The sequence below is a fragment of the Eubacterium sp. OM08-24 genome, from assembly GCF_003438075.1.
In the GTDB taxonomy this organism is placed as follows: domain Bacteria; phylum Bacillota; class Clostridia; order Oscillospirales; family Acutalibacteraceae; genus Ruminococcoides.
Genome location: NZ_QSTA01000002.1, coordinates 199,481 through 221,108, shown reverse-complemented (window position 1 = coordinate 221,108; position 21,628 = coordinate 199,481). Strand labels below are relative to the sequence as shown.

The window sequence follows — 21,628 nt, the reverse complement described above, 5'->3', positions numbered from 1 at the left end:
CTTTTGCTGACTTTAAGATTATAGTATAAACATAAGAGTTAGCACTCACATATAGAGAGTGCTAAAACAACAAAACGCAGGCAGAGAGGTGGTACCTATGGAGCTTGCGGAAAGAAAGCAAAAAATTCTTTCGGCTGTTGTTGAAAACTTTATAAAGACAGGCGAGCCGGTAGGTTCAAAAACTCTGATAGATGAAACCAACCTAAAGGTTTCATCGGCTACTGTAAGAAACGATATGGCAGACCTTACGCAAAGGGGCTATCTGATTCAGCCGCACACCTCGGCAGGCAGAATACCTACTCAGCAGGGATACAGATATTATGTTGACAATCTTATGAAGATTGTGGCAGTGTCACAGCGGGGCAGAGAACTTGTGGAGGATAGGCTTTACAGAAATGCCGAGTCGCCCGAAAATATTTTAAAGTCAGCCGCAGATCTTCTTTCGGAGCTGACAGGACTTACCGCAGTTGCCACAACACCGAATTCCGCAGAAAGCAGGATTCACAAAATCAGCTTTGTGCAGACGGGTTCACATACAGCAATGGCTGTTGTAATTGCCTCAAACGGCATTATAAAAAATCAGCTGTTCAGATGCGAATTTATAATCACTCCCGAAATTCTTGAGATTTTCGATAAGGCACTCAACGAGTTGTTTGACGGAGTAAGGCTTTCTTCGATAAATCGTCCGTTTATACAAACGGCAGCGGCAAGATTTGGCGAGTTATCGCTCTTTATGCCAAGTGTGCTTACGGCGATAAAAGATGCGGCAGACAAGGCAAACGAAGTCGGAATCTTTTTGAGCGGTCAGACAAAGCCGTTGTTTATGCAGAATGTAAATTTTCTTGCGGCAAGAAATGTAATTGAACTTCTTTCAAGAAAAGGAGATCTTGCAGGTGTTCTTACAAGCCTGCCGATAGGTACTTCGGTAAGTATAGGAACGGAAAACAGCCGCATAGAGCTTGCGTACAGCTCGGTAATATCCTCAAGTTACAGCGTAAAGGATACACCGTCCGGTACGCTTGCCGTAATAGCTCCGATACGAACGGATTACGGCAGAGTGATTTCGATTATAGAATGTATAAGCGAATGTGTAAGCAAGATAATAAGCGAGCTTATAGAGCATTAATATAGAAAGGAAAGGTAATATGTCAAAGAAAAAAGAAGTGACAAAAGACGAAGCTGTTGTAAACGAGAATACATCCGAACAGACAGCTGAAGCGGTTACGGAAGAAATTGATGAAACCGCCAAAAAAATAGCTGAACTTGAGGAGGAGCTAAACTCACAGAAAGACAAATATCTTCGCCTTTGTGCCGAGTATGACAACTACCGCAAGCGTACAGCAAACGAAAAGCTTTCTATTTATGATGATGCAACAGCAAAGGCGGTTACAGAACTTTTGCCGGTAGCAGACAGTATTCAGATGGCTATTACAAATTTAAAGGACGCCGATCCCGATATTTTGAAGGGCATTGAGCTTATTTCAAATCAGCTTGCAAAGTCGCTTAAAAAGCTCAAGGTTGAGCCTTTCGGTGCGCAGGGTGAGGAGTTTAATCCGGAAATTCACAACGCAATCTCAAAGATTGACGATGAGAATTTTGAAAAGAATTGCATTTCACAGGTGTTCCAGACAGGTTACAAAATCGGCGATAAAATTATTCGTCATGCAATGGTTCAGGTTGCAAATTGCGACTAAGACCTTTATATAAATAAATCAGTATAAAAGTAAAACAAATATATTCAGGAGGAATTTATTATGGCAAAGACAATAGGTATAGATTTAGGTACAACAAACTCATGTGTAGCAGTTATCGAAGGCGGCGAGCCGGTAGTTATTCCTAACGCCGAGGGCGCAAGAACAACTCCTTCCGTTGTTGCTTTCTCAAAAGACGGCGAGCGTATGGTAGGTCAGGTTGCTAAGCGTCAGGCTATTACAAACCCTGACAAAACAGTTTCTTCTATCAAGAGAGAAATGGGTACTTCATATAAGGTATCTATTGACGGCAAGCAGTACACACCACAGGAAATTTCAGCTATGATCCTTTCTAAGTTAAAGGCTGACGCTGAGGCTTACCTCGGTGAAAAGGTAACTCAGGCAGTTATTACAGTTCCTGCCTACTTTACAGACGCTCAGCGTCAGGCTACTAAGGATGCAGGTAAGATTGCAGGTCTTGATGTAAAGAGAATTATCAACGAGCCAACAGCAGCAGCTCTTTCTTACGGCATTGATAAGGAAAAAGACCAGAAAGTTATGGTATATGACCTCGGCGGCGGTACATTCGATGTATCTATCATTGAGATGGGCGACGGCGTACAGGAAGTTCTTGCAACAGCAGGTAACAACCGTCTTGGCGGCGATGACTTCGATAAGAGAATCATTGACTGGATGGTAACATCATTTAAGAATGAAACAGGTATTGACCTTTCATCGGATAAGGTTGCTATGCAGCGTTTTAAAGAGGCTGCTGAGAAAGCTAAGATTGAGCTTTCAGGCGTTACAACATCATCAATCAACCTCCCGTTCATTACAGCAGACCAGACAGGTCCTAAGCACCTTGACTTAACACTTACAAGAGCTAAGTTTGATGAGCTTACAGCTGATCTCGTAGAGGCTACAATGGGTCCTGTTCGTTCAGCTCTCTCAGACTCAGGCTTACAGATCAGCCAGATCGACAAGGTTCTTATGGTTGGCGGTTCTTCAAGAATCCCGGCTGTTCAGGAAGCTGTTAAAAAGCTCATCGGCAAAGAGCCGTTCAAGGGCATTAACCCGGATGAGTGCGTAGCTGTCGGCGCTGCTATTCAGGGCGGTGTTCTCGGCGGCGAGGTAGAGGGACTTCTCCTCCTCGATGTTACACCACTTTCACTTGGTGTTGAAACAATGGGCGGCGTAATGACAAAGATTATTGAGAGAAACACAACAATTCCTACAAAGAAGAGCCAGATTTTCTCAACTGCCGCTGATAACCAGACACAGGTTGAAATCAATGTTTTACAGGGTGAGCGTGAATTTGCAAGAGATAACAAGCAGCTCGGTTTGTTTGCTCTCACAGGCATTGCTCCCGCTATGCGTGGTATCCCACAGATTGAGGTTACATTTGATATTGATGCAAACGGTATTGTTAATGTATCTGCAAAAGACCTCGGTACAGGCAAGGAGCAGAAGATTCAGATTCAGAACTCAACCTCAATGAGCAAGGAAGATATCGACAAGGCTGTTAAGGAAGCAGAGCAGTACGCTGCAGAAGATAAGAAGCACCGTGAAGAGGTTGATGCTAAGAACGAAGCAGAGAACCTTGTATATCAGGCTGAAAAGCTCGTAAACGAGAGTGGCGACAAGATTTCTGAGGACGAGAAGAGCACAATCAACACAAAGTGCGCTGCCGTTAAGGACGCTATCGCTAAGAACGACAAGTCTATGATTGACGCTGCTAAGGAGGATTTACAGAAAGCTGTTTACGAAGTTTCTGCAAAGCTCTATCAGCAGGCAAACCCACAGGGTGCTCAGGGTGCAGCTCCACAGGGTGACCCACAGCAGGGCGCTCAGGGCGGCTCAAACGGAGATCCTAATGTATATGATGCCGATTTTAAGGATGTAGACGGCAACTGATAAAAAAGATTTACACAATGATTGACTTCATTTGTTTTTCCTGTTAAAATTTGTTAAAGGGGCTGTTTTTTACAACGGCTCCTTTAGCACTGTATGGATTTTTGACAGCGTATATAGATAACCTTTATACAGCTGATAACAAGTTATTAAAAGGTGAGAATGATGGCAGATAAAAGAGATTATTACGAGGTGCTTGGCGTTTCTAAGGGAGCAAGCGAAGACGAAATTAAAAAGGCTTACCGTCAGAGCGCTAAAAAGTACCACCCTGACCTCCATCCGGGAGATAAGGAATGTGAAGAAAAATTCAAAGAAGTCAACGAGGCTTACGAGGTACTTTCAGATAAAGATAAAAAAGCCCGCTATGACCAGTACGGTCACGCAGGCGTAGACCCTAACTTCGGTGCGGGCGGCGCAGGCGGTTACGGTGCATACGGTCAGGGCATTGATATAGATGATATTTTTTCAAGCTTTTTCGGCGGATTCGGAGGCAGACGCTCCAATAATCCTAATGCTCCGAGCCGAGGCAGCGATGTTGAGGCAAGCATTTATATTTCATTTGAAGAGGCTGCAAAGGGCTGTAAAAAGACCGTAAGCTACGATTGCGTTTCTTCTTGTGATGAATGTCACGGTACGGGCGCAAAACCCGGTACTCAGCCTAAGACTTGCTCTGTATGCGGAGGCTCGGGCAGAGTTACAATCAGCCAGCGTTCACCTTTCGGAGTTGTTCAGACACAGCGTGCCTGTGACGCTTGTCACGGTAAAGGCAAGATTATTGACAGTCCTTGCCCTAAGTGCGGCGGTTCGGGCAGAAAGCGCAGGACTAAAACTGTTGATATTACAGTTCCGGCAGGCATTAAAGACCAGCAGATTCTTAATGTCGGCGGCAGAGGCAACGCAGGTTACAACGGCGGCCCTTCGGGTGACCTTCATGTATATGTAAATGTTCAGCCGCATCCTGTATTTGAACGCAGAGGCGATGATGTATGGTGCAATCTTCCTCTTACATTTGCACAGGCTGCTCTCGGCGCAGAGGTGGTTGTTCCTACTCTTGACGGCAAGGTTTCGTATCAGGTTCACGAGGGTACACAGCCGGGCGATGTATTTAAGCTTAAGGGCAAAGGCATTCAGCGTCTTAACGGCAGAGGAAAAGGCGACCAGTATGTGCGTGTAACCATTGAAGTTCCGAAGAATCTTAACGCTAAGCAGAAAAATCTTATAAAAGAATTTGAGAACGTTACAAACGAAAAGAACTACGCACAGCGCAACAGCTTTTTTGAGAAAATAAAGAGAATGTTCAACGAATAATTCTGATAACAGTATATAAAGGGGCTTAACAAATGGAGTCTTGGACAGAAATAAAAATTGCGGTAAACGCAAAGGATATAGACAGGGCAGGCGACATTGCGAATGTTGTAGTGCCTTACGGAATTTATATTGAGGACTACACTGCTCTTGAGCAGGAAGTGCAGGAGATTGCACACATTGACCTTATAGATGAGGATTTGCTCAAGAAAGACAGGAGCGTTGCCTATGTTCATATTTACCTTGAGCCTGATGTTTCTCCTAACGAGGCGGTGGCATTTTTATCTGAAAGGTATAATGCCGAGGGTATTGAGCATAAAATTGAATTGCTCGACTGCGCCGAGGAGGATTGGAGAAATAATTGGAAGAAGTATTTTAATCCGATTGCCGTCGGCGAAAAGCTCCTTATTCGTCCGAGCTGGAGAGATGATTACGATCCGCAGGGCAGAATTGTTTTAAATATTGACCCCGGTCTTGCCTTTGGTACAGGCAGCCACGAAACCACAAGACTTTGCCTTGAAATGTGCGAAAAGTATATGAAAAAAGGCGACAAGGTACTTGATGTGGGCTGCGGCAGCGGTGTGCTCGGCATTGCGTCTTTGCTTATGGGCGCAGAGAGCGCAGTAGGTGTTGACATTGACGATGTTGCGGTGAGAACCGCCAAAGAAAACGCAGAAATCAACGGGGTAGCAGACCGCTTTACAGGAATTTGCGGCAGTTTTACAGACAAGGTAACAGGTAAGTATGACATTGTACTTGCAAATATTGTAGCTGACGCAATTATGTTCCTTTCAAAAGGTGTAAAAGACTTTATGAAAGACGATGCGGTTTATATTATGAGCGGTATTATTGATACCCGTGCCGAAGAAGTTAAAGAATCTGTAGGCAAGGATTTTGATATTATAGAAGAACACCTTGAAAAAGGTTGGGTGTGCCTTGCCGCTAAGGCGAAAAAATAAGGCGCAAAGCTCACTATGTGCTGTATTGTGCGGTATTTGCTGAACATTTGTCAAAAAACTGTCACAATGGCATGGTAAAATCTAATTAACTTTGATGCTCGGAGGCACGATTATGAAAAAAACAAATAAAAAGGATACAGTAAATCTGTTTTTCTCTGCATTCCTTATTCTCGCATTTGTAGTATGCGCACACTTTTTTGCAAACTTTGCACTCGGACAGAGCGAAGTCTTTTCAAATGTAATTCAGCTTTTTGTATATGCAGTATTCGGTCTGCTTTTGTTCTATGCAACAAGAGTAGGTGACGGCAAGCCTGTTAAGCGTTTTTCACCGCTTACATTAATTGTTATGGTGTTGCCTGCTTTATACATAATGATCGCAAGTATTGCAAGCGGTATGCCGCTTCACGATGCATTTGTAGTAAATGAGTCTTCACTCAGTCTTGTGGCAACACTCGCAGGTGTTGTATTTGGTTATGGCGTTCCCTATACATTCCTCAGCGGCTATGAAATGGCCGAGGACGAGGGCGAAAACAAGGAAAAGCTTGTTGAGGGCGGCGTTGAGGCTGACCTTAAGGCGGCTGACGAGGAAAGCTCACAGGAAACAACAGAAACCGTTGAAAGCGAAAATGACGGCGAGGAAAGCACAGAAGAATAATTTTGCTTTACTTATAAAATTAACAGCGACTTGACAAACTCGAGCCGCTGTTTTATTATTTAAGCGGTAGTAATTATTTGTTTGAATTAGCTTAAGAGGGTGAATTTATGGATGAAAAGGATAAATTTGACGGTATAGACGGCGAACAGGAAGAGGCAGTGTATGTTGCCCGTCATGCAAGGCAGGACGAGGAAGAGGATAGATTTGCCGATGTTGAAAATTTTGATGTAGACAGCACCGAGCCTGAAAGTGTGCAGTACGGCACAGAGGGTAAGGATGATTACACAGACAGCTACGGCGACGATTTTAATTTTCAGTCGGTAGCAAGCAAAAAGCATATTCCGTCAGATAATCCGAGCAAGAGCAATAAGGATTACGGCGATGACTTTGACGGTCAGACAGGCGAGCACAGGCACGAGCATAAACGCAGAAAGCCGGATAATGATGACTATTATGTAAACGATTTTCATATTAACCACCATAAGGGCAAGAATAAAAAATCAAAAAAGAAAAACAATAAAGCCACATTAATTTGTATTGTGGTGGCTGTTGCGGTTATATTGGTTTGTGTTATTGCTTTTGTGTTGTCAAAGTGTTCATTCCAGAATAAAAAGTCTGAGACAACAACCGTACCGACAACAAAGGCGGCTATAACAACTCAACAGCCGACAACGGAGTATTATGAACCCGAAACTGAGCCTGAGTATGTTCCCGATTACACAGAGTATGAAGAGCCTACCGTTTCAGATGAAACCGAGGCTTACACAGAGGAATATACAGAGCCGTATACGGAGGAATACACAGAACCCGAAACATATGAGTCAACACCCGAAACCGAGCCTGAAACAGAGTATGTGGAGGACGAAACAACACAGATTGTATAAATAACTTTAAATAAACGGAGATGAAAAATATGGGATGTAGTCATGATTGTTCTTCTTGCAGTTCGGATTGCAAGTCAAAAAATCCCGAAAGTATGAGAGAAAGCCTTAACAAGTACAGCAGTGTAAAGAAAGTAATTGCCGTAGTATCGGGCAAGGGCGGAGTAGGCAAAAGCCTTGTTACTTCAACTCTTGCGGTAACTTTCAATCGTCTTGGTAAAAAAACGGCTGTTCTTGACGCAGATATTACAGGCCCGTCAATTCCAAAGGCTTTTGGCATTAACGAAAGAGCAAAGGGCAACGAATACGGAATTATTCCTGTTACAACCGAAACGGGAATTGATATTATGTCAGTAAACCTTTTGCTTGAAAATCCGACCGACCCTGTTGTATGGCGTTCACCTGTCATTACAGGCACGGTAAAGCAGTTTTGGAAAGATGTTATCTGGGAAAACGAGGACTATATGTTTGTTGATATGCCTCCGGGAACAGGAGATGTTCCGCTTACCGTATTCCAGAGTTTGCCGATTGACGGAATCATTGTAGTTGCATCTCCGCAGGAGCTTGTTTCCATGATTGTCGAAAAGGCGGTAAAAATGGCAAATATGATGAATGTGCCGATTCTCGGTCTTGTTGAGAATATGAGTTATTTTGTATGTCCCGATTGCGGCAAAAAGCATAATATTTTCGGTGAAAGCCATATTGATGAAATTGCCGAGCGTTACAATACAAAGGTACTTGCAAAGCTTCCTATTGACAGCGACCTTGCCAAGTGTGTCGACGATGGCAGAGTAGAACTCTTTGAGGGCAACTACCTTGATGATGCCGCACAGGAAATCGAAAAAGCACTTGCGTGAATAATAAATTATGACTTTGCGCAAATTTAAGATAAAATCTTATAATCGCTTTACGAAATGTTTTTCTGAAACATAATTTTAAAGCTAAGGCTCTTCTGAACGGAGAGCCTTTTGTTATGCACTTTAGCTAAATAAATTGTTATTTTATGCTTTATTATATCCAAAAATATGCTTGCATTTATATGTATCAAAATGGTATAATTATGCTGTTCTATGGAATGTAATTGATATAAAATTTGGAGGAACAGAAAAATGCACAGATGTCCGGATTGCGGAGAAAGATTTGAGGGTAATATATGTACTTTTTGCGGCAGACCCGTACCGCAAGAAGAATTAGAACAGGAAAAAGCCGTTCAGGAAAAATCCGACGAACAGGAAAATATAAATAATTCTGAAGAAGTGTCGAAATCTACAGTTGAAAATACTGCTTTAAACAGTGCCGGTGTTCAGCCTGTAAACGAATACGCACAAAGCGGTTACAGCACGCAGTCTGTAAACAACTATGCTCAAAAAAATTACAATTCACAGCATAGTTACGGAAACCCTAATTACAACAACAGCGCAATGCCGAGCGGTTATACTAATCAAAATCAGCCGTTTTCGGATGTTGTAAATGCCCGTGAAAAGAAAAAATCAAAAACAACTCTCATAGTTGTTCTTGTTATTGCAAGTGTATTGATTATCAGCCTTTGTGTTATCGGATATACCGTCATAACGAATGTAATCAAAAACAATAAATTTAATATGGGAACAGGTGAGCTTACGGGTGCGGATGACTCTGCTGCCGTTTCGTCCGTGAGTATGGATTTGGACGAAAACTCGTATTGCTTTTACACTGAAAACGATGACGGAACTGTTACAGTCACAGGTATTGACACCGTGGATTACTACAATGATTTTAAGGATGAAGTTGTAGATGATACTTACAATTTTTATTTTAATATTCCGAGTGAAATTAACGGCAAAACCGTAACTGCTATCGGAAAAATCAATCCGACCAATCCTCTTTCCTCGGGTACTCTCCATATTTATATTACAGTACCCGGTACAGTAAAGACAATACAGAGCGATACTTTTAAACTGTCGGAACATGTGCGTGAAATTACCTTTGAAGACGGTGTTGAAACTCTTGAGCCTGACGCTATTGTGGATTGCTATTCGCTTGATAGGGTTAATATTCCGGAATCGGTGACCGTTATAGGCGAGCATGCGGTAGGCTTTAATATTGCGGGAGATACATTTTCAGAGCCTGTCGGCAAAAGAGAATATACCCGTTCTCCGCTTACTTACATATACGCTAAAGAAGGCTCGGCTGCCGACAGATACGCTAAGGATAACGATTTGTACATTAAATATAACTGATGCTTTGATTAATCGTGAGCGTTTAAATTCTAAAGGCTCTTATCGAAAGTTGAGATAATTGCTTTGATGAAATTATGCTAAATAATAAACTTAAGGTTCTCTGCTGCGGAGAACCTTTTTGTTATGAAATTATAAAAATATACAATATATTGCTTTTTTATATGTAAATAAAAGCAATTGATTTTTGCATAAACAAAATGGTATAATTATGCAATAGTATGGCAAATATATTTTGCTTATTTAAGGAGAGGTATAGTAAATGAAATGTCCTAATTGCGGAAATGAAATCACAGGTAAGTTTTGCACAAGCTGCGGCACACCCGCTCCTGTCGAAGAGCCTGTAAAAGAGCAGGAAACTCAAACACAGCCTGCACAGTCGGATAATTTTGCGGCAAACAATTATAATTCCGAACCTGCACAGCAGAATGTTGCTGACAACAATTCACAGTCAAACAGCTTCGGTGCGGATAATTACAACACACAGCCAAACAATTTCGGTTCGGACGCATATAATTCACCTTCGGGTTTTGGTGCCGACGCAAACAATGCACAGCCTGCACCACAGCCGTATCAGTATAATTCATCTGCTAATCAGCCAAACGGTATGCCTGTAAATAACGGTTACACAGGTCAGCAGTTTACAAATGTTCCTAACAACAATATGCCTAATCAGCCTAAAAAGGGCATGAGCGGTGGCAAGGTTGCGGCTATTGTAATCAGCGTTATTCTCGGTATCATAATTATTCTTGCTGTTGTTGTCGGTGTTGTAGCTTGCAATGCTTTTAAGGCTGTCGGTTCGGTTATTGGCGGCGTTAAGGAAGGCGTAAGCATATTTGTAGAAGATAATGAAAGCAAATACAACAGTGACAGCAGCGCTGAGAGCAGTGAAAGAAATTATGACAGTGCAAGCCATTTTTACTATCAGGAGATTAACGACGGCAGCGAAATTGAAATCACAGGCTATAATTATATGGACACATTTGACGAAACATTTACCGATAAGAATTTTGAAATCAGAGTTCCGAACGAAATTAACGGCAAGCCTGTAACAAGCGTTTGTGAGATATATGTTTATAATTATTCGAATATCGACACCGATGATTTGAATATGAAGCTTATAATCCCCGGCTCTGTTAAGAATATTGAGGGCTATGCTTTGTGGGGCTTAGAGGGCGTAACCGAAATTGTTTTTGAAGATGGTGTTGAAAGTATTGGAGACTATGCTGTTTATAACTGCAAGTATCTTAAAAAGATTACAATTCCGGAGTCTGTAACATATATCGACGATGTCGGTGTCGGATATTTAGATTTAAATGAAGAAAATGTTATTTCAAAAGACCTTGTTATTGTAGCAAAGAAAGGCTCAGCAGCCGAAAAATACGCTCAGGATAACGGCTTTAAGGTTGAGAATAACTGATTTGGCAAAGCTAAAAATTGATAACCTTTTATATAAAACTGCTCTCTGATTTGTCGGAGGGCAGTTTTTGCGGTATATGCAGAAAATTTTGGGGTAAAATAGTATCTGCCACAGCACAAAACTTGAAAATGTAAGTAAAAATGCCGTAAAATCGGGATAAAAATGCTTGACAAAATGATATTTGTTGGGTTATAATACTAAATTGTGGAGCAATGTGTAATTGCACCTTGCTCGCCAATCGGCTCTGCTTGTCAGAGCGGTTAATCAATTTCTTAATATTTTGGGAAGGAGGAAAAATATGCCTACATTTAACCAGTTGGTAAGAAAGGGCAGAGAGGTTTCCGAAAAGAAAGCTAAGGCTCCTGCACTCTTAAAGGGTTGGAACTCTAAGAAGCGTGTTGCTATCAATCAGAGCTCACCACAGAAGAGAGGTGTGTGTACAGCTGTAAAGACTGCTACACCTAAAAAGCCTAACTCAGCTCTCAGAAAGATTGCCAGAGTAAGACTTTCTAACGGTATCGAAGTTAGCTCTTACATTCCGGGCGTTGGTCACAACCTTCAGGAACACAGCGTTGTTCTTATCCGTGGTGGCCGTGTTAAGGACTTGCCTGGTGTTCGTTATCACATCGTTCGTGGTACACTCGACGCACAGGGCGTTGCAGGAAGAATGCAGTCTCGTTCTAAGTATGGCGCAAAGCGTCCAAAGGCAGGTAAATAAGGAATTGACATAACTTCGGCTTAAATTGATTTTAAGTTCTGCTATGCGGCAGGATTTCTATATATATGTATGGATTTCTTGTTGGCATACGGGAGTTTGTCGCTTTCGAGTACCTATGATATCTCAATTATTGTGAAGGAGGGAAGCAAAGTGCCAAGAAGAGGTTCTATTGCGAAGCGTGACGTATTACCAGATCCGCTTTATAATTCAAAACTTGTAACTCGTCTTATCAATAACATTATGTACGACGGTAAAAAGGGCGTTGCTCAGAAGATTGTTTACGGTGCATTTGAAATCATTGCTGATAAGACAGGTAATAACCCACTTGAGGTTTTCGAGCAGGCTATGGAAAATGTAATGCCAGTTCTCGAGGTTAAGGCTCGCCGTGTAGGTGGTGCCACATATCAGGTTCCTATGGAGGTTCGTCCTGAGAGAAGACAGACACTCGGTCTTCGTTGGATTTCAACTTACTCAAGAGCCAGAAATGAAAGAACAATGAAGGAAAGACTTGCAGGAGAGATTCTTGATGCTACTAACAGCACAGGCGGTGCTTTCAAGAAGCGTGAAGACACTCATAAGATGGCTGAAGCAAACAAGGCTTTCGCTCATTACAGATGGTAATTTTTATTACCGGAGTAATTTTTAGAGGAGGATTTTATGCCAAGACAGGTTTCACTTGAACAGACAAGAAATATCGGTATCATGGCGCACATCGATGCCGGTAAAACCACAACAACAGAGCGTATCCTGTATTATACCGGCGTAAACCATAAAATCGGCGAAACACACGATGGTGCTTCAACCATGGACTGGATGGTTCAGGAGAAAGAGCGTGGTATCACAATCACTTCTGCTGCAACAACAGCATTCTGGTTCGGCAGCAAGCATCAGTACAAGAAACACAGAATCAACATCATTGATACACCTGGTCACGTTGACTTTACTGTTGAAGTTGAGCGTTCACTTCGTGTACTTGACGGTTCTGTAACAGTTCTTTGTGCTAAGGGCGGCGTTGAGCCTCAGTCTGAAACAGTATGGCGTCAGGCTGATAACTACGGTGTACCAAGAATGGTTTACGTAAATAAAATGGACATTATGGGTGCTAACTTCTACCATGTTGTTCAGATGATGAAGGACAGACTTAAATGTAATGCTGTTCCGATTCAGCTCCCAATCGGTGCCGAAAGCGACTTTACAGGTATTATCGACCTCGTTACTATGAAGGCCGAGATTTACCACAACGAAGACGGTACAGATTACAGTGAGGAAGAGATTCCTGAGAATATGCAGGATCTTGCTAACGAGTATCATGAGAAACTCATCGAGTCAGTTGCTGAGCTTGACGAGGATCTTATGGAGAAATACTTCGGCGGCGAGGAAATTTCTATAGATGAAATTAAGAAAGTTATCAGAAAAGCTACAATCGACAATACAATGGTTCCTGTAACTTGCGGTTCTTCATACCGTAACAAGGGCGTTCAGATGCTCCTTGATGCTATTATCGATTATATGCCGGCTCCAACTGATGTTCCTGCTATTAAGGGTACAGACCCTGATACAGGTGACGAGGTTGAAAGACATTCTTCTGATACAGAGCCATTTGCGGCTCTCGCATTTAAGATTGCTACTGACCCATTCGTTGGTAAGCTCTGCTTCTTCAGAGTTTACTCAGGTGTTGTAAATGCAGGTGACACAGTTTACAACTCTGTAAAAGACAACAACGAGCGTATGGGCAGAATTCTTCAGATGCACGCTAACGACAGAAAAGATATTGACTGCTGCTATGCAGGTGATATCGCTGCTGCTGTTGGTCTTAAAAATACAACAACAGGAGACACACTCTGCGACGAAAAGCATCCTGTAATTCTTGAGTCTATGGAGTTCCCGGAGCCTGTTATCAGAGTAGCTATCGAGCCTAAGACTAAGGCCGGCCAGGAAAAGATGGGCATTGCTCTTGCAAAGCTTGCAGAAGAAGACCCAACATTCCGTGCTTATACTGATGAAGAAACAGGTCAGACAATTATCGCAGGTATGGGTGAGCTTCACCTTGAGATTATCGTTGACCGTCTTCTCCGTGAGTTTAAGGTAGAGGCTAACATTGGTGCTCCACAGGTTGCTTACAAAGAAACAATCCGTACAGAGGCTTCTGTTGATGAGAAGTATGCTCGTCAGTCAGGTGGTAAGGGTCAGTACGGTCATGTTAAGATTAATGTATTCCCTAACAAGGACAAGGGTTACGAATTTGTTAATAACATTGTCGGCGGTGCTATTCCTAAGGAATATATCCCAGCTGTTGACCAGGGTATTCAGGGCGCAATGCTCAGCGGTGTACTCGCAGGTTACAATGTAGTTGACGTTAAGGTTGAGCTTTATGATGGATCTTACCACGAGGTTGACTCATCAGAAATGGCATTTAAGATTGCCGGTTCTATGGCATTCAAAGAGGCTATGAGAAAAGCTGATCCTGTTCTCCTTGAGCCTATCATGAAGGTTACAGTTATCGTTCCTGACGAATACCTTGGTGATGTTATCGGCGACCTTAACTCTCGCCGTGGTATGATCCAGAGTATGGAAGCTGAGAACGGTGCACAGAGAGTAACAGCTCATGTTCCGCTTTCTGAGATGTTTGGTTATGCTACTGATATGCGTTCTAAGACACAGGGCCGTGGTCAGTATGTAATGGAGCCTGACACATATGCAGAAGTTCCAAAGAACATCGCTGAAAAGATTATGAGCGAGAGAGCTAAGAAGGACTAATAAATCCTTTTTGCTGAATATATAAGGTTTTTTATAAAAACCTCTTGATTTTTTGTTAATTTGTTGATACAATAGCATTAAATCTATTGTAATGTAAATTACAATGAATTACCATATTTAAGGAGGAAATTTCCAATGGCAAGAGAAAAATTTGAAAGAAATAAACCCCATGTAAACATTGGTACAATTGGCCACGTTGACCATGGTAAAACAACACTTACAGCTGCAATTACAAAGGTTCTCAACTTAGAAGGCGATGCTGACTTCGTTGATTACGCTAACATCGATAAGGCTCCTGAAGAGAGAGAGCGTGGTATCACAATTAACACAGCTCACGTTGAGTACGAGACAGAAAAGCGTCACTATGCACACGTTGACTGCCCAGGCCATGCTGACTATGTAAAGAACATGATCACAGGTGCTGCTCAGATGGACGGCGCTATCCTCGTTGTATCAGCTGCTGACGGTCCTATGCCACAGACAAGAGAGCACATCCTTCTTTCTCGTCAGGTAGGTGTACCTTACATCGTAGTATTCATGAACAAGACAGACCAGGTTGACGATCCTGAGCTTCTTGAGCTCGTAGAGATGGAGATCCGTGACCTCCTCAACGAGTATGACTTCCCTGGCGATGACACACCAATCATCAAGGGTTCAGCTTACCTCGCACTTACAAGCGATTCTAAGGATCCTAATGCTCCTGAGTATGCTTGCATCCACGAGCTTATGGATGCTGTTGACGAGTTTATCCCAACTCCTGACCGTAAGGCTGACCAGCCATTCCTTATGCCTGTTGAGGACGTATTCACAATCACAGGTCGTGGTACAGTTGCTACAGGTAGAGTTGAAAGAGGTCAGATCAGAACTTCTGAGGAAGTTGAGATCGTTGGTCTTACAGACGAGAAGAGAAAAGTTGTTGTTACAGGTCTTGAGATGTTCAGAAAGACTCTTGACTATGCTGAGGCTGGTGACAACGTAGGTGTACTTCTCCGTGGTGTTCAGAGAACTGACATCCAGAGAGGTCAGGTACTTGCTAAGCCAGGTACAATTCACCCACACACAAAGTTCCGTGGTCAGGTTTACGTTCTTACAAAGGACGAGGGTGGCCGTCATACACCATTCTTTAACAACTACCGTCCACAGTTCTACTTCAGAACAACTGACGTTACAGGTACAATCTCACTCCCAGAGGGTACAGAGATGTGTATGCCTGGCGATAACGTTGAGATGGATGTTGAGCTTATCACTCCAATCGCTATCGAAGTAGGTCTTCGTTTCGCTATCCGTGAGGGCGGCAGAACAGTAGGTTCAGGTGCAGTTATCGCTATTAACGAGTAATTCACTTTGAATTTATAACACTTTCTTAAATAATTGAGCCGATTCGCAAGAGTCGGCTCTTTTTGTTTTGATTAAATTGCATAAACGGAAAGTATTTGTGGGCTTTGCCCACACCCACAAACTTTGAAAAGGTTGACCAAACTTTTCAAATTGTTTAATCACAACTGTGTGATAATTCAGTCTAAACTGTGCATTAATCATAATTTCAATTATTTATTTAATTATAAACTTAAAATGCAATATTTTATGTAATAATAAAAATATATTGCTTTTATTATTTCAAGACAGTATAATTAAAAAGAATAGGGTTTTTACGGATAAAAACTCAAAAAAGAGAAAGAGGAATCAAAATGGATAAAAACAACGGCGCAATCTATGACGCCCGCAAACTTGGCAAGCCAAAGATGATAATTCTTGGTATTCAGCATATGTTTGCAATGTTTGGTGCAACAATTCTTGTTCCGATTATCACAGGACTTGACATCTCGACTACTTTGCTTATGGCAGGACTCGGTACTCTGTTGTTTCACTGCATAACAAAGTTTAAAGTACCTGCTTTTCTCGGTTCTTCATTTGCTTTTCTTGGCGGTTATGCCGCTATCAAAGCGCTTGCACCCGATGACCCTAACAGTATGTTACCGTATGCCTGCCTTGGCGTAGCGTGTGCAGGACTTGTCTATTTTATCCTTGCCGCTATCATTAAGGCAGTTGGCATTGACAAGGTTATGAGATTTTTCCCACCTGTTGTTACAGGCCCTATCATTATCGCAATCGGACTTGGACTTGCTCCGTCTGCTGTATCTAACTGCACAACCAACTGGCTGCTTGCCGTTGTTGCACTTGCGGTAATTGTTGTGTTCAATATCTGGGGCAAGGGTATGGCAAAAATCATTCCGATTATTCTCGGATTGCTTATTTCTTACGGTGTAGGACTTGTCCTTTACTTTATTTCGCAGGCAAACCCTAACCTTATTCAGAATGTACCGTGGTTATTCTCAGGCGGTGCAGATGCCAACGGCGTTTATCAGCCGATTTTCGATTTTACAAGCGTAAACACTATTTGCGATAATATTGCTAAGGGCAATATTTTTGGCAGTGAAGGTCTTATCGGTATTCCGATTCATTGGGAGAAAACCGTATTCGGCGGCATTGACTATTCTAACACCGCTCTTATCGCATCATCAATTATTGCCATTGTTCCTATCGCATTTGCTACAATGATGGAACATATCGGTGACATTTGCGCTATCGGTTCTACAACAGGCAACAACTACATTCAGGACCCGGGTCTTCACAGAACACTTACAGGTGACGGTATCGCAACAACCGTAGCGTCACTTTTCGGCGGCCCTGCAAACACAACTTACGGCGAAAACACAGGCGTTCTTGCGCTCACAAAGGTTTATGACCCACGAGTAATCAGAATTGCCGCTTTCTTTGCTGTCGGTGTTTCATTCTTCCCGATTGTATCTGCAATCATCGGTTCAATTCCAAGCTGTATTATCGGCGGTATCTCATTCGTTCTTTATGGTATGATTTCAGCTATCGGCGTAAGAAATGTTGTTGAAAACAAGGTTGACTTTACAAAGAGCCGTAACCTTATTGTTGCTGCTGTAATTCTTGTATGTGCGCTCGGACTTTCAAGCGATACAGTAAGCTTTGCAATCGGCAGTGCTACAATCACACTTTCACCGCTTGCCGTTGCTTCAATCGCAGGTATAGTTCTTAACGCAATTTTCCCCGGTAAGGACTACAAGTTTAATTCTGCAAATGCATCTGATGCGGCAAACTTTGAAAAAGAAGTTGAACCGAAAGCAGATAAAAAGTAATTAAAAGTTTGACATTCACAGCGAGGTGAATTACTATGGTATGTAAAAATTGCGGTGCAAATGTCGGCAGTGAATACAGACTTTGTCCGTATTGCCGCTCGGAACTTGAATATCCCGAGAGCAAAGCCGCACCACAGCCGATTATTATTCAGAATGTGATAAACAATGTAAATCCAATTAATTCAACACCGTATGTTGAATACGAAAGGCACAGCAAGAAAGATAAATCAGTGGCTTTAATTCTCTGTGTAGTGCTTGGCATGCTTGGCGGTCATTGCTTTTATGCCGGTAAAATCGGTATGGGCATTTTGTATTTGTTTACCTGCGGACTGTTTGGCTTCGGTTGGATAGTTGATATTATCAGAATTGCGACAGGCTCATATAAAGACAGCAAGGGATTACCGATAAAATAAGGCGGCGACATATGCGCATATTAAAAATACTTCTTAACATAGCTATTATTACTTGTGATATTGCAATAATAGTGTTAATTCTGAAAAAGCGGAAGAAAAATTAATAATTGCACTGAAATGGCTGAATACCGAGTATTGTTAGCGCAATGCTCGGTATTTTTGCTTTTGTCAATAGTTGGGTAAATAATGGTTTAGCACACAAAGTTTAGTTTAATAAATTTAAAATTTAGGTCAACCCTTTTTAAAGGGTTGCGGGTTTGGGTAGAGCCCGTAAAATAATAAGAACGAATTTATTTAAATAAACAGTTGTAATTGCACATTAGAATAACTAAACTTTAGATTAATCAAGATTTTAGGATAAAGTAAAAGTCAAGATTAATAAGTGGCAGATAGTAAGAACGCTGCACTTGAGCAGTCTTAGAGAAAAGATACTTTAAAGGATGCAAAAGTTTTTGTGTGTGGCTAATTTGCCCTTGAAAAGTGGCAAATTAGTAGTTTAGTAGCGTGGCTTTTCCTTCTGTTGCTGTCGCATTTTTAGGCTATCGCCATTGTGTTCAATCCGCCAAACGACAAGCCGTTTGGCTATCAAAAATATGCGATAGTTTAAAACTTTTGTGAGCGTTGCCCACACCCACAACCTTTGAAAAGGTTGACCAAACTTTTAACTTCGGGACGGAAAGTTTTGCTTTACTTTTTTGCCCGACCGATAATTTGCTAAACCACAATTTTTAACATTGCCAATACAAATTGTTAAAAACTTTTTTGATTGCAAAGTCTTTTTTCGGCTGTTGCCCAATTTACCACCTTGATAAAATCGTCAATGTAAGACTTGCGGTCGCTGTAGTGCTTTAGGTAGTAAGCGTGTTCCCAGACATCAATGTTAAGTATCGGTACAAGACCTCGGCAGAGCGGAGTATCCTGATTTTTGGTGGTGATAATTTTCAGCTTTTTGCCGTCATATACAAGCCACGCATAGCCTGAGCCGAAAACAGACATAGCGGCGGCGGTAAACTCATTTTTGAAATTTTCAAAACTTGTAAAGTTCTCGCTCATTTTGCGGTGAAGTATCCCTCGCTCAAGTCCTCGGCAGTCGGGACTCATACCGTTAAAATAAAATCTATGGTTATACACACCGCCTGCGTTATTCAGCACATCTCTGCGTTTTTCTTCCGGAATACGGCAGGAATTTTTTAATATTTCCTGCAAACTCAATTTTTGAAGCTGTCTGCATTCGCTCATCAGCAAATTTAACTTGTCAATATATGCTTGCAGGTGTCTGTCGTGATGCAAAATCATTGTTTTTTCATCAATGTACGGCTCAAGCGCATTGTATGGATAGCGCAACGGCGTGTTTACAAACGGGTATTTATTGTCCATAGCAAATCATCCTTTCAGATTATTTTATGCCTCAGCATTGCTATAGTTACCGGTTGAGTATGTAAAAATGATTTTTTATTCATATAATTGAATTTATGAAATGTAAAAAAAGTTGAAAAACGGCGTATGTTCTGTTATAATGTAAAATAGCAGTAAATTTTTTTATTTTATTGATAATGAGTTTATATGTGATAATAATAAAAGCAGGAGGTATTGCTATGGTTAAAGAAATTGTTGCAGAAGAATTTGAATCCGAAGTTCTTGGCGCAGATGTGCCTGTGCTTGTTGATTTTTGGGCAGAGTGGTGCAGTCCTTGCAGAATGATGGGTCCTGTTTTTAAGGAGCTCTCTACAGAGATTGGCTCACAGATGAAATTTTTTAAGCTTAATGTGGAAACCGAGCGTCAAGTTGCCGATTACTACGGTGTTATGAGTATTCCTACACTTATCCTTTTTAAAAACGGTGAAGAAGTGCTCAGACTTACGGGTCTTCGCAAAAAAGAGGCTATGCTTGAAGAATTAAAGCCGTATTTAAGCTGATGAGCATAAAAAATTACAAGGTAGCCGCTGCACTTGCAATATTTTGCACTTTGCTTTGGGGTACTGCGTTTCCTTTTATAAAAGTAGGCTATGTGCAGTTTGGCATAGAGGGAAACGACATAGGCTCAAAGCTGCTTTTTGCAGGTGCAAGGTTTACCCTTGCAGGAATAATGGTGCTTTTCATTTTTTTAGTCAAGAACAAGCACTTGCCTAAAATTGAGAAAAACGGCATTATGCCTGTTATGCTGCTCGGCTCTGTGCAGACTTTCGGGCAGTATATTTTTACATATATCGGCATAGGATTTACAAGCGGTGCGAACACTTCGGTTATAACCGCCTGTGCAACCTTTTTTACTGTGCTTTTTGCTCCGCTGTTTTTTAAGTCGGACAAGCTCAATGTTTGTAAAATTATCGGTTGTATTCTCGGCTTTTGCGGAGTTTTGTGTGTAAACAGCGGCGGCGGTGTAACTGCCGACATGCTGTTCGGCGATTTTATGATATTGATGTCCACCTTATCGGCGGCAGCAGGTAATTTTATTTCTAAGGGCATAGTTCGTGACCGAGAACCGATTTCGGTCACGGGTTTTCAGCTTTCGTTTGGCGGAATACTGCTTTTAATTGCAGGATTTATAGCAGGAGGCAAACTTAACTTTTCAAGCATAAAGGCATTGCTTGTGCTTTTTTGGCTTGCTTTTGTATCAGCTGCCGCTTTTGCGATATGGACGGCTTTGCTCAAACACCACCACGCAAGCAGAATTTGTGTGTTCAATTTGCTTGTGCCTGTGTTCGGCACACTGCTGTCGGGAATTATGCTCGGCGAAAGCGTGTTCGGCATAGAAATGATTGTTTCTGTGGTGCTGATTTGCGCAGGAATATTTATATCTAATATGCAGATAAAAAAGAGGTGTGAGCGGTGAAAATTCAAGGTGTAATATCTGATATGGACGGAGTTATTCTCGACTCCGAAAAGCTCTATGTTCGCTTTTGGTGCGAGGCAGGAAGATTTTACGGATTTCCCATGGAGGAAAAACACGCACTTTCAATCCGAAGTATGGCTCGGCCGCTTGCATCAGCTAAGCTCAAGGGAATATTCGGCAACGGTTTCGATTATGAGGCTGTGCGCTCAAAAAGAGTTGAGCTTATGGACAGTTATGTTGAGAAAAACGGTATTGAGTCAAAGGACGGGGCAAAGGAACTGCTTGAGTTTTTAAAAGAAAACGGCTATAAGGTGGCGCTTGCAACGGCAACTCCGCCTGAAAGGGCAGAGCGGTACCTCAAGGCTCACGATTTATATAAATATTTTGATGTTACGGTGAGTGCGTCAATGGTAAGCGTTGGCAAGCCTGCACCCGACATCTACCTCAAGGCGGCGGAAATGCTCGGACTTTCTCCGCAAAATTGCGTTGCGCTTGAGGATTCTCCAAACGGCATTAAATCGGCAAGCTCGGCAGGCTGTGTAACAGTAATGGTGCCTGACCTTGACAAGCCGAGTAATGATATAATTCCGCTTTTGCACGGTGTTGCAGACGGACTGAGTGATGTAAAAAGGATTTTGAGGGAGCTTGAGGATTGTAATATACAGTAACCTTGAGCAATTGAGCAAAAAAGAAGAAGGGATT

Annotated in this window: 20 protein-coding genes; 19 read left to right on the top strand and 1 reads right to left on the bottom strand. The window is 42.0% G+C overall.

Annotation, left to right across the window (positions count from 1 at the left end):
- Positions 1-97 precede the first annotated feature (97 nt).
- The 16 genes from hrcA (at position 98) to DXC23_RS05935 (ending at position 18,093) form a co-directional block, all read left to right on the top strand.
- Positions 98-1,126 carry a heat-inducible transcriptional repressor HrcA gene (gene hrcA, locus DXC23_RS06010; protein WP_117705252.1) on the top strand — a complete coding sequence of 343 codons (1,029 nt, stop codon included), beginning with the start codon at positions 98-100 and terminating at the stop codon, positions 1,124-1,126.
- Between the two features lie 19 nt (positions 1,127-1,145).
- Positions 1,146-1,694 carry a nucleotide exchange factor GrpE gene (gene grpE, locus DXC23_RS06005; RefSeq protein WP_117705251.1) on the top strand — a complete coding sequence of 183 codons (549 nt, stop codon included), beginning with the start codon at positions 1,146-1,148 and terminating at the stop codon, positions 1,692-1,694.
- 60 nt (positions 1,695-1,754) lie between these two features.
- Complete coding sequence (dnaK, locus tag DXC23_RS06000; protein WP_117705250.1) at positions 1,755-3,605, top strand: molecular chaperone DnaK; 1,851 nt, start codon at positions 1,755-1,757, stop codon at positions 3,603-3,605.
- Between the two features lie 162 nt (positions 3,606-3,767).
- Positions 3,768-4,910, top strand: coding sequence for a molecular chaperone DnaJ (gene dnaJ / locus DXC23_RS05995; RefSeq protein WP_117705249.1), 1,143 nt, complete (start codon positions 3,768-3,770; stop codon positions 4,908-4,910).
- Positions 4,911-4,942: 32 nt separating this feature from the next.
- Positions 4,943-5,866 carry a 50S ribosomal protein L11 methyltransferase gene (gene prmA / locus DXC23_RS05990; protein ID WP_117705248.1) on the top strand — a complete coding sequence of 308 codons (924 nt, stop codon included), beginning with the start codon at positions 4,943-4,945 and terminating at the stop codon, positions 5,864-5,866.
- A 112-nt stretch (positions 5,867-5,978) separates the two neighbouring features.
- Positions 5,979-6,521: a hypothetical protein gene (locus DXC23_RS05985; protein ID WP_117705247.1), complete on the top strand. Its 543-nt coding sequence runs from the start codon at positions 5,979-5,981 to the stop codon at positions 6,519-6,521.
- A gap of 107 nt (positions 6,522-6,628) precedes the next feature.
- Positions 6,629-7,405 (top strand): hypothetical protein, encoded by a 777-nt coding sequence (locus DXC23_RS05980; RefSeq protein WP_117705246.1) that lies wholly within the window; start codon positions 6,629-6,631, stop codon positions 7,403-7,405.
- Positions 7,406-7,434: 29 nt separating this feature from the next.
- Positions 7,435-8,259: an Mrp/NBP35 family ATP-binding protein gene (locus tag DXC23_RS05975; RefSeq protein ID WP_117705245.1), complete on the top strand. Its 825-nt coding sequence runs from the start codon at positions 7,435-7,437 to the stop codon at positions 8,257-8,259.
- Between the two features lie 252 nt (positions 8,260-8,511).
- Positions 8,512-9,621, top strand: coding sequence for a leucine-rich repeat protein (locus tag DXC23_RS05970; RefSeq protein WP_117705244.1), 1,110 nt, complete (start codon positions 8,512-8,514; stop codon positions 9,619-9,621).
- Between the two features lie 259 nt (positions 9,622-9,880).
- Positions 9,881-11,038 carry a leucine-rich repeat protein gene (locus DXC23_RS05965; RefSeq protein ID WP_117705243.1) on the top strand — a complete coding sequence of 386 codons (1,158 nt, stop codon included), beginning with the start codon at positions 9,881-9,883 and terminating at the stop codon, positions 11,036-11,038.
- Between the two features lie 298 nt (positions 11,039-11,336).
- The gene (gene rpsL / locus DXC23_RS05960; RefSeq protein WP_022234078.1) at positions 11,337-11,756 is read left to right on the top strand and encodes a 30S ribosomal protein S12; all 420 of its coding nucleotides are present in this window, start codon (positions 11,337-11,339) and stop codon (positions 11,754-11,756) included.
- A gap of 150 nt (positions 11,757-11,906) precedes the next feature.
- Complete coding sequence (gene rpsG, locus DXC23_RS05955; RefSeq protein WP_022234079.1) at positions 11,907-12,377, top strand: 30S ribosomal protein S7; 471 nt, start codon at positions 11,907-11,909, stop codon at positions 12,375-12,377.
- Positions 12,378-12,413: 36 nt separating this feature from the next.
- Positions 12,414-14,513 carry an elongation factor G gene (gene fusA, locus DXC23_RS05950; protein ID WP_117705242.1) on the top strand — a complete coding sequence of 700 codons (2,100 nt, stop codon included), beginning with the start codon at positions 12,414-12,416 and terminating at the stop codon, positions 14,511-14,513.
- Between the two features lie 135 nt (positions 14,514-14,648).
- Positions 14,649-15,851, top strand: coding sequence for an elongation factor Tu (gene tuf / locus DXC23_RS05945; protein ID WP_117705241.1), 1,203 nt, complete (start codon positions 14,649-14,651; stop codon positions 15,849-15,851).
- A 350-nt stretch (positions 15,852-16,201) separates the two neighbouring features.
- The gene (locus tag DXC23_RS05940) at positions 16,202-17,680 is read left to right on the top strand and encodes a solute carrier family 23 protein (RefSeq protein ID WP_117705240.1); all 1,479 of its coding nucleotides are present in this window, start codon (positions 16,202-16,204) and stop codon (positions 17,678-17,680) included.
- Positions 17,681-17,715: 35 nt separating this feature from the next.
- Positions 17,716-18,093 carry a TM2 domain-containing protein gene (locus DXC23_RS05935; RefSeq protein WP_117705239.1) on the top strand — a complete coding sequence of 126 codons (378 nt, stop codon included), beginning with the start codon at positions 17,716-17,718 and terminating at the stop codon, positions 18,091-18,093.
- Between the two features lie 750 nt (positions 18,094-18,843).
- On the opposite strand, the gene DXC23_RS05930 is transcribed toward DXC23_RS05935, so the two are convergent.
- Positions 18,844-19,470: a superoxide dismutase gene (locus DXC23_RS05930; protein ID WP_117705238.1), complete on the bottom strand. Its 627-nt coding sequence runs from the start codon at positions 19,468-19,470 to the stop codon at positions 18,844-18,846.
- Between the two features lie 218 nt (positions 19,471-19,688).
- Between DXC23_RS05930 and trxA the strand changes: the two genes are divergently transcribed.
- The 3 genes from trxA to DXC23_RS05915 are packed head-to-tail and all read left to right on the top strand — an operon-like array spanning position 19,689 to position 21,594.
- Entirely contained in the window at positions 19,689-20,009 is a 321-nt protein-coding gene (gene trxA / locus DXC23_RS05925) for a thioredoxin (RefSeq protein ID WP_022234084.1), read from the top strand.
- The gene (locus DXC23_RS05920) at positions 20,009-20,926 is read left to right on the top strand and encodes a DMT family transporter (RefSeq protein ID WP_117705237.1); all 918 of its coding nucleotides are present in this window, start codon (positions 20,009-20,011) and stop codon (positions 20,924-20,926) included. The genes trxA and DXC23_RS05920 overlap by 1 nt, the downstream gene beginning before the upstream one ends.
- On the top strand, positions 20,923-21,594 hold the full coding sequence (locus DXC23_RS05915) for an HAD family phosphatase (protein WP_117705236.1): 672 nt from the start codon (positions 20,923-20,925) through the stop codon (positions 21,592-21,594). The genes DXC23_RS05920 and DXC23_RS05915 overlap by 4 nt, the downstream gene beginning before the upstream one ends.
- The last annotated feature ends 34 nt before the right edge of the window (positions 21,595-21,628 follow it).

Coding starts and splice junctions, on each gene's coding strand:
- prmA (WP_117705248.1), top strand. CDS start 4,943: ATGGAGTCTTGGACAGAAATAAAAATTGCGGTAAACGCAAAGGATATA.
- DXC23_RS05930 (WP_117705238.1), bottom strand. CDS start 19,470: ATGGACAATAAATACCCGTTTGTAAACACGCCGTTGCGCTATCCATAC.
- DXC23_RS05920 (WP_117705237.1), top strand. CDS start 20,009: ATGAGCATAAAAAATTACAAGGTAGCCGCTGCACTTGCAATATTTTGC.
- DXC23_RS05965 (WP_117705243.1), top strand. CDS start 9,881: ATGAAATGTCCTAATTGCGGAAATGAAATCACAGGTAAGTTTTGCACA.
- DXC23_RS05985 (WP_117705247.1), top strand. CDS start 5,979: ATGAAAAAAACAAATAAAAAGGATACAGTAAATCTGTTTTTCTCTGCA.
- DXC23_RS05935 (WP_117705239.1), top strand. CDS start 17,716: ATGGTATGTAAAAATTGCGGTGCAAATGTCGGCAGTGAATACAGACTT.
- DXC23_RS05975 (WP_117705245.1), top strand. CDS start 7,435: ATGGGATGTAGTCATGATTGTTCTTCTTGCAGTTCGGATTGCAAGTCA.
- DXC23_RS05980 (WP_117705246.1), top strand. CDS start 6,629: ATGGATGAAAAGGATAAATTTGACGGTATAGACGGCGAACAGGAAGAG.
- dnaK (WP_117705250.1), top strand. CDS start 1,755: ATGGCAAAGACAATAGGTATAGATTTAGGTACAACAAACTCATGTGTA.
- fusA (WP_117705242.1), top strand. CDS start 12,414: ATGCCAAGACAGGTTTCACTTGAACAGACAAGAAATATCGGTATCATG.
- DXC23_RS05970 (WP_117705244.1), top strand. CDS start 8,512: ATGCACAGATGTCCGGATTGCGGAGAAAGATTTGAGGGTAATATATGT.
- tuf (WP_117705241.1), top strand. CDS start 14,649: ATGGCAAGAGAAAAATTTGAAAGAAATAAACCCCATGTAAACATTGGT.
- trxA (WP_022234084.1), top strand. CDS start 19,689: ATGGTTAAAGAAATTGTTGCAGAAGAATTTGAATCCGAAGTTCTTGGC.
- DXC23_RS05940 (WP_117705240.1), top strand. CDS start 16,202: ATGGATAAAAACAACGGCGCAATCTATGACGCCCGCAAACTTGGCAAG.
- dnaJ (WP_117705249.1), top strand. CDS start 3,768: ATGGCAGATAAAAGAGATTATTACGAGGTGCTTGGCGTTTCTAAGGGA.
- rpsL (WP_022234078.1), top strand. CDS start 11,337: ATGCCTACATTTAACCAGTTGGTAAGAAAGGGCAGAGAGGTTTCCGAA.
- grpE (WP_117705251.1), top strand. CDS start 1,146: ATGTCAAAGAAAAAAGAAGTGACAAAAGACGAAGCTGTTGTAAACGAG.
- hrcA (WP_117705252.1), top strand. CDS start 98: ATGGAGCTTGCGGAAAGAAAGCAAAAAATTCTTTCGGCTGTTGTTGAA.